Annotated in this window: 7 protein-coding genes and 1 pseudogene; 4 read left to right on the top strand and 4 right to left on the bottom strand. The window is 43.0% G+C overall.

Going from position 1 to position 6,790, the window contains the following annotated elements; genetic code table 11:
* The 3 genes and pseudogenes from VIN08_RS16495 to VIN08_RS16485 form a co-directional block, all read left to right on the top strand.
* Window positions 1-274: pseudogene (locus tag VIN08_RS16495) on the top strand (hypothetical protein); the annotation flags it as partial.
* A gap of 126 nt (window positions 275-400) precedes the next feature.
* The gene (locus VIN08_RS16490; RefSeq protein ID WP_331967267.1) at window positions 401-1,258 is read left to right on the top strand and encodes a DUF4097 family beta strand repeat-containing protein; all 858 of its coding nucleotides are present in this window, start codon (window positions 401-403) and stop codon (window positions 1,256-1,258) included.
* 207 nt (window positions 1,259-1,465) lie between these two features.
* Window positions 1,466-1,921 carry a peroxiredoxin gene (locus tag VIN08_RS16485; RefSeq protein ID WP_331967266.1) on the top strand — a complete coding sequence of 152 codons (456 nt, stop codon included), beginning with the start codon at window positions 1,466-1,468 and terminating at the stop codon, window positions 1,919-1,921.
* 122 nt (window positions 1,922-2,043) lie between these two features.
* Here VIN08_RS16485 and VIN08_RS16480 read toward each other — a convergent pair whose 3' ends face one another.
* Both VIN08_RS16480 and VIN08_RS16475 read right to left on the bottom strand, forming a co-directional pair.
* Window positions 2,044-2,826, bottom strand: coding sequence for an HAD-IIA family hydrolase (locus VIN08_RS16480; RefSeq protein ID WP_331967264.1), 783 nt, complete (start codon window positions 2,824-2,826; stop codon window positions 2,044-2,046).
* A gap of 42 nt (window positions 2,827-2,868) precedes the next feature.
* Window positions 2,869-3,891: a LacI family DNA-binding transcriptional regulator gene (locus VIN08_RS16475; protein ID WP_331967262.1), complete on the bottom strand. Its 1,023-nt coding sequence runs from the start codon at window positions 3,889-3,891 to the stop codon at window positions 2,869-2,871.
* 256 nt (window positions 3,892-4,147) lie between these two features.
* On the opposite strand from VIN08_RS16475, the gene VIN08_RS16470 reads away from it, so the two are divergent.
* Entirely contained in the window at window positions 4,148-5,248 is a 1,101-nt protein-coding gene (locus VIN08_RS16470; RefSeq protein WP_331967260.1) for a glycoside hydrolase family 2 TIM barrel-domain containing protein, read from the top strand.
* Between the two features lie 80 nt (window positions 5,249-5,328).
* On the opposite strand, the gene VIN08_RS16465 is transcribed toward VIN08_RS16470, so the two are convergent.
* Together VIN08_RS16465 and VIN08_RS16460 are read right to left on the bottom strand one after the other, a co-directional pair.
* Entirely contained in the window at window positions 5,329-5,514 is a 186-nt protein-coding gene (locus tag VIN08_RS16465) for a hypothetical protein (RefSeq protein WP_331967258.1), read from the bottom strand.
* Between the two features lie 6 nt (window positions 5,515-5,520).
* On the bottom strand, window positions 5,521-6,312 hold the full coding sequence (locus VIN08_RS16460) for a hypothetical protein (protein WP_331967256.1): 792 nt from the start codon (window positions 6,310-6,312) through the stop codon (window positions 5,521-5,523).
* Between the last annotated feature and the right edge of the window lie 478 nt (window positions 6,313-6,790).

Raw genomic sequence — 6,790 nt, 5'->3', positions numbered from 1 at the left:
GAAAGACTGCCGCTTCTATTCCCTTAATGGCGATATCAATGCGCTGTTCCAGAAAGGACTGGGGGCCAACCTGAGCTTCGAAAGTTTTAATGGCAACTTCTATACCAACATCGATAAACTGGAAACACTGCCGGTACAGGTAGAAAAGAGCAGCAACGGAGAGGGTATTCGCTTTAAAGTAAATGGTAACCGCTACCAGGCCGGAGCCGGCGGTGCACTGCTCGACTTCGAAACTTTCAATGGAAATGTATATCTGAAAGAAAAAGTAAATTAAAGTATATATATAGTAAGGTAACAAGTCTGTAACTATGGCAGACAGCTGAAGTATTATAGGAAGGAAGAATCTGTGTGCTATAGATATATACTTCCGGATTTTAAAAAAAGAGAAAATAACAAACACATGAAAAAGCAGATATTGACTACCGCTCTCGTTCTGATCACACTGGGATTGATACTGATCAGCTCATCCATTACCAAGGCGCAGAGTAACAATGAATTTACCGTGCCGCTCAGCGATCCTGCCAAGCGCGGCAAACTGAAAGCGCATTTGAATTATGGTTCGATTACAGTAAAAGGAACTGCGCGCAAAGATGTACTGGTAAAGTATAAATCCATGGAAGATGGAGAATGTGAAGATTGCGATGAGCATGACCGCGACCGCGATGAGCATGAAAAATCCAAGAGTGGTTTGAAACGCATTGGTGGTGGAGGCATGGACCTTGAAGTAACCGAGAACAACAACTTTGTAAAAGTAGAGTCAGATTCATGGAATCATAAGCTCAACCTGGAGATTGAAGTTCCTTCCGGTTTTGATATGGAAGTACATACCTATAACGATGGCGACCTGATGATCACCAACGTACAAGGCGAGTTGGAATTAACCAACTACAACGGAGAGATCACAGCACTGAATATATCCGGATCGGTTGTAGCCACTACGTACAATGGCGAGATCAAAGTAACATTTGATAAAGTTACCGATGGCGCACCGATGTCGTTCTCAACCTATAACGGAGATATAGATCTTACTTACCCGGCAACGCTGAAGGCATCGTTCAAAATGAAAACAGAACAAGGTGAAATATATACCGGTTTTGATATGAAGATGACCAGCACCGGCCCTGTGCAGAAAAAAGATGCCAAGTCAGGTGTATACCGGGTAACCGTAGATGATTACAAACGTGGTGATGTGAACGGAGGAGGAGCCGAAATTACCCTGAAGAATTACAATGGGGATATATACCTCCGGAAGAAATAAGAACTTACCAGGAATAAAGATACTTGTAAGAGGAATCGTAGTTTGATACAGGTGAAGCGGCAGATGGAAGACGTCTGCCGCTTTTTTATTTATTAGCCTGATCATAAAAACCGATCGTGGAAGTAAATGCGTAAGTGTGGAAACAATCGTTGATATTTGTGAACGGTTTTAAGAAAAATTGAGTTCTGCACTTTTTAACAAATCACTATGCCACTACCAGTAGGAGCCAAAGCTCCTGATTTCACTTTGTCGTCTACCAACGGTAGAGATTTCTCCTTGTATAAGGACATGAAGAACAAGCCTTGTGTACTATATTTCTATCCGAAGGATTTCTCGATAGGCTGTACCAACGAAGCCTGTAGTTTCCGCGATACTTTTGAAGTGTTCAAGGAATTGAACATCACCATCATCGGCATTAGCCGCGACTCGATTGAAAGTCATGAGAAATTCAAAAAAACATTAGGACTTCCTTTCGACCTGTTATCAGACAACGCAGGAAAGGTATGTGAGCTATACGATACGCAACTGCCGTTTGTACCTTCGTTTACCAAGCGTACAACGTACCTGCTGGATAAAGACCAAAAGATTCTGGCAATGTATCAGAATATATTCTCTTCGAAGAAACACATCAAGACCATGGTGGAGACTGTTACTGCAAAGTAATTGCGAGTTTCTGGCCGGTATACTTCGGCATTCGTTACATGTTAATCGTTACACGTAGAGGCTAAAAGTTGAAAGTTCAAGGATTCTCTACTTTCCGCTTTCAACTTTTAGCTTTCTGCTACTTACTTCTCTTCCCACCACGGCAGTGGTAATTTAATTTCCTTCACGGACGTGACTACCATATCGGGTTTGAATGCGAACTTGATAAGATCTTCCTTGCGGGTAATGCCACTCAGGGTAAGTATAGTTTTATAGCCCATTTGTACACCGCCTTGTATATCAGTATCCATAGTGTCTCCAATGATAGTGGTGTCGGCTGTTTCGAGGCCAAGTGCTTTGCGTGCAGAGCGCATCATTACCGGGCCGGGTTTACCGATAACAAATGCTTTTATACCTGAGGCTTCTTCGATCATAGCTGTAGTAGCTGCTATACCGAGGTTGGCCCATCCTGTTTTCTTGGGAGAAGGATCGCGGTTTGTCGTAATAAATTTGGCGCCTGCCAAAATCATATCGACTGCGCGCTGTACCATCTCCAGGGTAAAGTTTCTTCCTTCACCGAGCACGACAAAGTCAGGATCAGTTTCTACGAGCGTGATACCATTCTCGTGCAGGCTGGTTAACAATCCGCCTTCACCTAATACATACGCAGAACCGTTGGGAATCTGGCTGGCCAGAAATTTTCCCGTAGCCATCGCGCTGGTATATATATGTTTTATATCAACATTTATACCGAGCTTCTTCAGTTTGCGAACCGCTTCCAGTCGCGTGCGCTGACTGTTGTTGGTCATAAACATGAACGGTATATCTTGCTTCAGCAGTTGAGCTATAAAATCATCGGCACCGGGTATAAGCGAGTCACCGCCATATACTACGCCATCCATATCGATCAGTAAACCTTTAGCCATTTTTTAACGTGTTTAAGTTTTGCAGGTGTGTACGTGTGTATGTTAGTTAATACGTTTTGTGGAGTTTCGGATGATTAGTTCTGTAGGCAGAACTTTGGTAATGGGTTTGAAGTCTTCCTTGTTATCCATTTGCTCAATGAAAAGTTTAGCGGCCGATTGTCCCATCAGGTATGCCGGTTGCGCGATTGTAGTGAGCGATGGTTCGATGAACTGTGATACCGGTTCGTTGGTAAAACCCACCAGCGATACTTCGTTCGGTATAGCTATACCTTTTTCTTTCAACACCTGCATGGCCAATATAGCCACGGGGTCGTTCATGCAAAATATAGCATCAGGTCTGTTAGGGCGATTCAGCAGTGTACGCGCTGCTTCAGTAGGATCGTTGTGAAAATCCCTGCAGTGCATGATCAGTTCTTCATCCAGTTCCAGGTTATAGTTGCGTATAGCATCACGATATCCGCGAAGGCGCTGGTCACTTACATATAGTCCGTCAGGTCCGCCTATATAGGCAATGCGCTTGCAACCGGTTTTGATGAGATGCTCAACTCCTCGAAACGCACCGTTGTGATCGTCTACCACTACTTTCGAAACATCGAGTTCATCGGTAATGCGATCGAACAATACGATCGGTATTTGTTTCGCGATAAGACTTTCGAGGTGCTCTATATCTTTTGTTTCGCTGGAGAGCGAGATCAGTAATCCATCCACGCGGTTCGATACCAGCATGTGTATATTGGATTTCTCAGTGCGCAACGATTCCATCGACTGGCAGATCATAATGCTATAGTCGTGCTTGGCAGCATACTCTTGTATACCGCTGATCGCTGATGAGAAAAAGTGCATCGCTATTTCCGGTACTACTACGCCAATGGTGTTAGTCTTTTTGATGCGAAGACTTTGCGCTACACGATTGGGTTCGTAGTGTAATTTCTTAGCAAGCTCGAGTACAGCTTTCTTGGTTTCCGGATTTACATCCGGAGCATTCCGGAGTGCACGAGAAACGGTAGATATAGAGATGTTTAATTTAAGAGCAAGATCGCGAATGGTAGCCTGAGGGTTTTTCATCGAAAACGAAAGGAAAATAGGTCAATAGTACAAGGACGGCACATAATATCAAAACCGTTTGACAACCTGTTGGGCACAGCGAGTTACGAAATAATGCTCTTGAATTTAAGCATAATATTCAAAATGATATCGTTTCCGGAATCGTTATTTTGCAATATAATTTTACGTTCATCAAGGATAATTATCCTGAATTATTCTATTTAGCACTTACTGACAAACATGGTCAGCGAACCAATCGTGATTAACCCAAACACTCATGAAACAACGCAACAAACTCTTGTTGGCGGCAGCATTCATCGCCTGCCTGGTAACATCCTGTAAACAAAAAGAGACAACCACCGATACAACGGTACCGGTACCGGCCGTGCGCGAAGTGTGGACGAAGGATCAAGCCAATGAATGGTATAAACAATGGGGCTGGTTGCGGGGCAGCGATTTTATACCCAGCACAGCCATTAATCAACTGGAGATGTGGCAGGCTGAAACCTTTGATACCGCTACTATCAATCGCGAACTCGGTTGGGCAGAGTCTATCGGGCTTAACTCTATGCGGGTATATCTGCATCACCTGGCGTGGCAAGTAGACTCCACGGGTTTTAAAGACAGAGTTAATCAATACCTCGGCATTGCCGATAAGCACCATATATCTACGTTGTTTGTTTTGTTTGATGATTGCTGGAGCCCGGTATACCAGGCAGGTAAGCAACCCGAACCTAAAACAGGTATACATAACTCGGGCTGGGTGCGCGACCCTGGAGATAAACTTCACGAAGATTCAACACTCTATATAACCCTGGAGAAATATACCAAAGATATACTCTCACATTTTGCCAGCGACAAACGCATTGTGTTGTGGGATGTATATAACGAGCCTGGCAACTCCGGCTACGGCACAAAATCATTGCCGCTGTTATCAAAAGTATTTCAGTGGGGGCGGGAAGTAAATCCTTCACAGCCGCTATCGGCCGGAGTGTGGTCTAAAGATCTGGAAGAGCTGAATAGATATCAACTGGCAAACTCCGATGTGATCACCTATCACAATTACTCTGTGCCGGAAGATCACCAGCAATGGATCGACAGCCTGCGTACGTATGGCAAACCACTGATCTGCACCGAGTATATGGCCCGCACCCGCGGCAGTCGCTTCGATAATATTATGCCGATACTAAAAGAACAAAATATAGCAGCCTATAACTGGGGACTCGTAGCCGGCAAAACCAACACTATATATGCCTGGGATACACCAATGCCTGATGGCAAAGAACCCAAGATCTGGTTCCACGATATATTCCGGAAAGATGGCACTCCGTATAGCAAGGAAGAGATTGCGCTTATTAAAAAGCTCACGGGGAAGTAGAGTAGAAGCTGAAAGTTTAAAGTTTAATGTTCAAGGTTTAATGTTGATCGTGCCTAACCTTGAACCTTGAACTTTGAATCTCAAACCTTTCTCTTCGCATTTATCCGAATGAGGAAGTAAATAGTCATGATCAGCATGATGGAAAAACCTATAGCGGATAATGTTATTTTCCAATGACTGCCTTCTTTGATAGCTTTTGTGAGTATACGGAAGGCAAACAAGGTTTCTGCAATAACAGCGACTATCAGTGGTATATACTTTTTCATAAATATTTAATCACAAGACGACACTGCTCCAGTTAACCCCCCGGTAATTGCACCTCCAATGGCACCCACGGCTCCCGCGGAGACTGTACCTATAACAGGAAGCGTAACCGTACCTACAGCGGCTCCGGCTAGTCCAAAAGTTAGCGCACCGGTTCCTGCTCCCCCTAATATTCCAGCTGCACATTTGCCCCAACACGGCCACCATCCTTTACATTTGGAATCATCTTCTTTTGCTGTTGTATGGGTAATGTTGAAAGCTACTTTCTCCTGAATATAGTTTACAAATTTTTCGAATAGTGCAATTTTGGATAAGAACTTTGACTTGACAATGTTATCGGTTTGATCATTCAATACTTCTTTTCTTAATTTAGAAAGTTTAATCAGAAACTCATCTTCGCTCGTAGAACTAGATATACAGGAATTGAGCTTGTCCTGAAATACTTGCCTTGCTATAGTATTCGGCTTAGTCGATTCTTCTTCACTGGCCATACTGGCAGTCGAATAATGAAAATTTACGCCTTTGATTCTTTCAAATTCACGTATATAATTCACCATAATTATTTCATCAGGCGAGCTGCTTGATTTCGAAGCTGATGTATTCTCCTGAAGTTTGGTGACATTGTAATCAATAAGAGAGAGCAATGTCTCGATACCTTCGTTATCGATTTTTATACTCTCGGCCTTTTGAATTTCATCGCCTGTGTTATTGCAAGAACTAATAAAGCTTAATAGTAGTATAGCGACCAGAATGTATGTTTTGTTCTTAGTGATAAGGATAAAGGTTATTATAAAAAACATCGGTGCTGGCCAGCAACCTTATTTCAAGAAGCTAAAATCATTTAGAAGAAAAAAACAGCGCATGCTGCGCTCGTCAGAGATATACCTGAAAAGTAAGGTCGATTTCTGATTTCACATACAACAAAGGTTGGAGAGATATACAGTTACGCGCTCCTTCCATTCAAGGTATAGCATGTCCCTGTAAAACATTCAGAAGAAAAAAATCAGGTGCATGTTTAAAGTTCCATGTTCAAAGTTAAGTCCGATCAACGTTGAACCATGAACCTGAAACCTTGAACTTGAATTTAAGAACGTTTCCGGGAACGTTATTTTGTCTCGGAGAAGCCCGGCCTATTTGCTATCTCACAGCGAATACGGTACTTCGTATCGTCATTAACATTTTGGGTTAATTGATTGGTTAAGTACCGGAGATCGAAAGGAGTTTGGTCTCCGGTTACTATTTATAGAGGACACCTAAACTTTTTTACGTAGTGGAATT

This window comes from Ohtaekwangia sp. (assembly GCF_036568665.1).
Classification (GTDB): Bacteria; Bacteroidota; Bacteroidia; order Cytophagales; family Cyclobacteriaceae; genus Ohtaekwangia.
This window is presented reverse-complemented; position numbering and strand designations above follow the sequence as displayed.

Bases quoted from the DNA above. Each gene is read 5' to 3' on its own strand.
- VIN08_RS16480 (WP_331967264.1), bottom strand. From the start codon at position 2,826: ATGGCTAAAGGTTTACTGATCGATATGGATGGCGTAGTATATGGCGGT.
- VIN08_RS16470 (WP_331967260.1), top strand. From the start codon at position 4,148: ATGAAACAACGCAACAAACTCTTGTTGGCGGCAGCATTCATCGCCTGC.
- VIN08_RS16460 (WP_331967256.1), bottom strand. From the start codon at position 6,312: ATGTTTTTTATAATAACCTTTATCCTTATCACTAAGAACAAAACATAC.
- VIN08_RS16490 (WP_331967267.1), top strand. From the start codon at position 401: ATGAAAAAGCAGATATTGACTACCGCTCTCGTTCTGATCACACTGGGA.
- VIN08_RS16485 (WP_331967266.1), top strand. From the start codon at position 1,466: ATGCCACTACCAGTAGGAGCCAAAGCTCCTGATTTCACTTTGTCGTCT.
- VIN08_RS16465 (WP_331967258.1), bottom strand. From the start codon at position 5,514: ATGAAAAAGTATATACCACTGATAGTCGCTGTTATTGCAGAAACCTTG.
- VIN08_RS16475 (WP_331967262.1), bottom strand. From the start codon at position 3,891: ATGAAAAACCCTCAGGCTACCATTCGCGATCTTGCTCTTAAATTAAAC.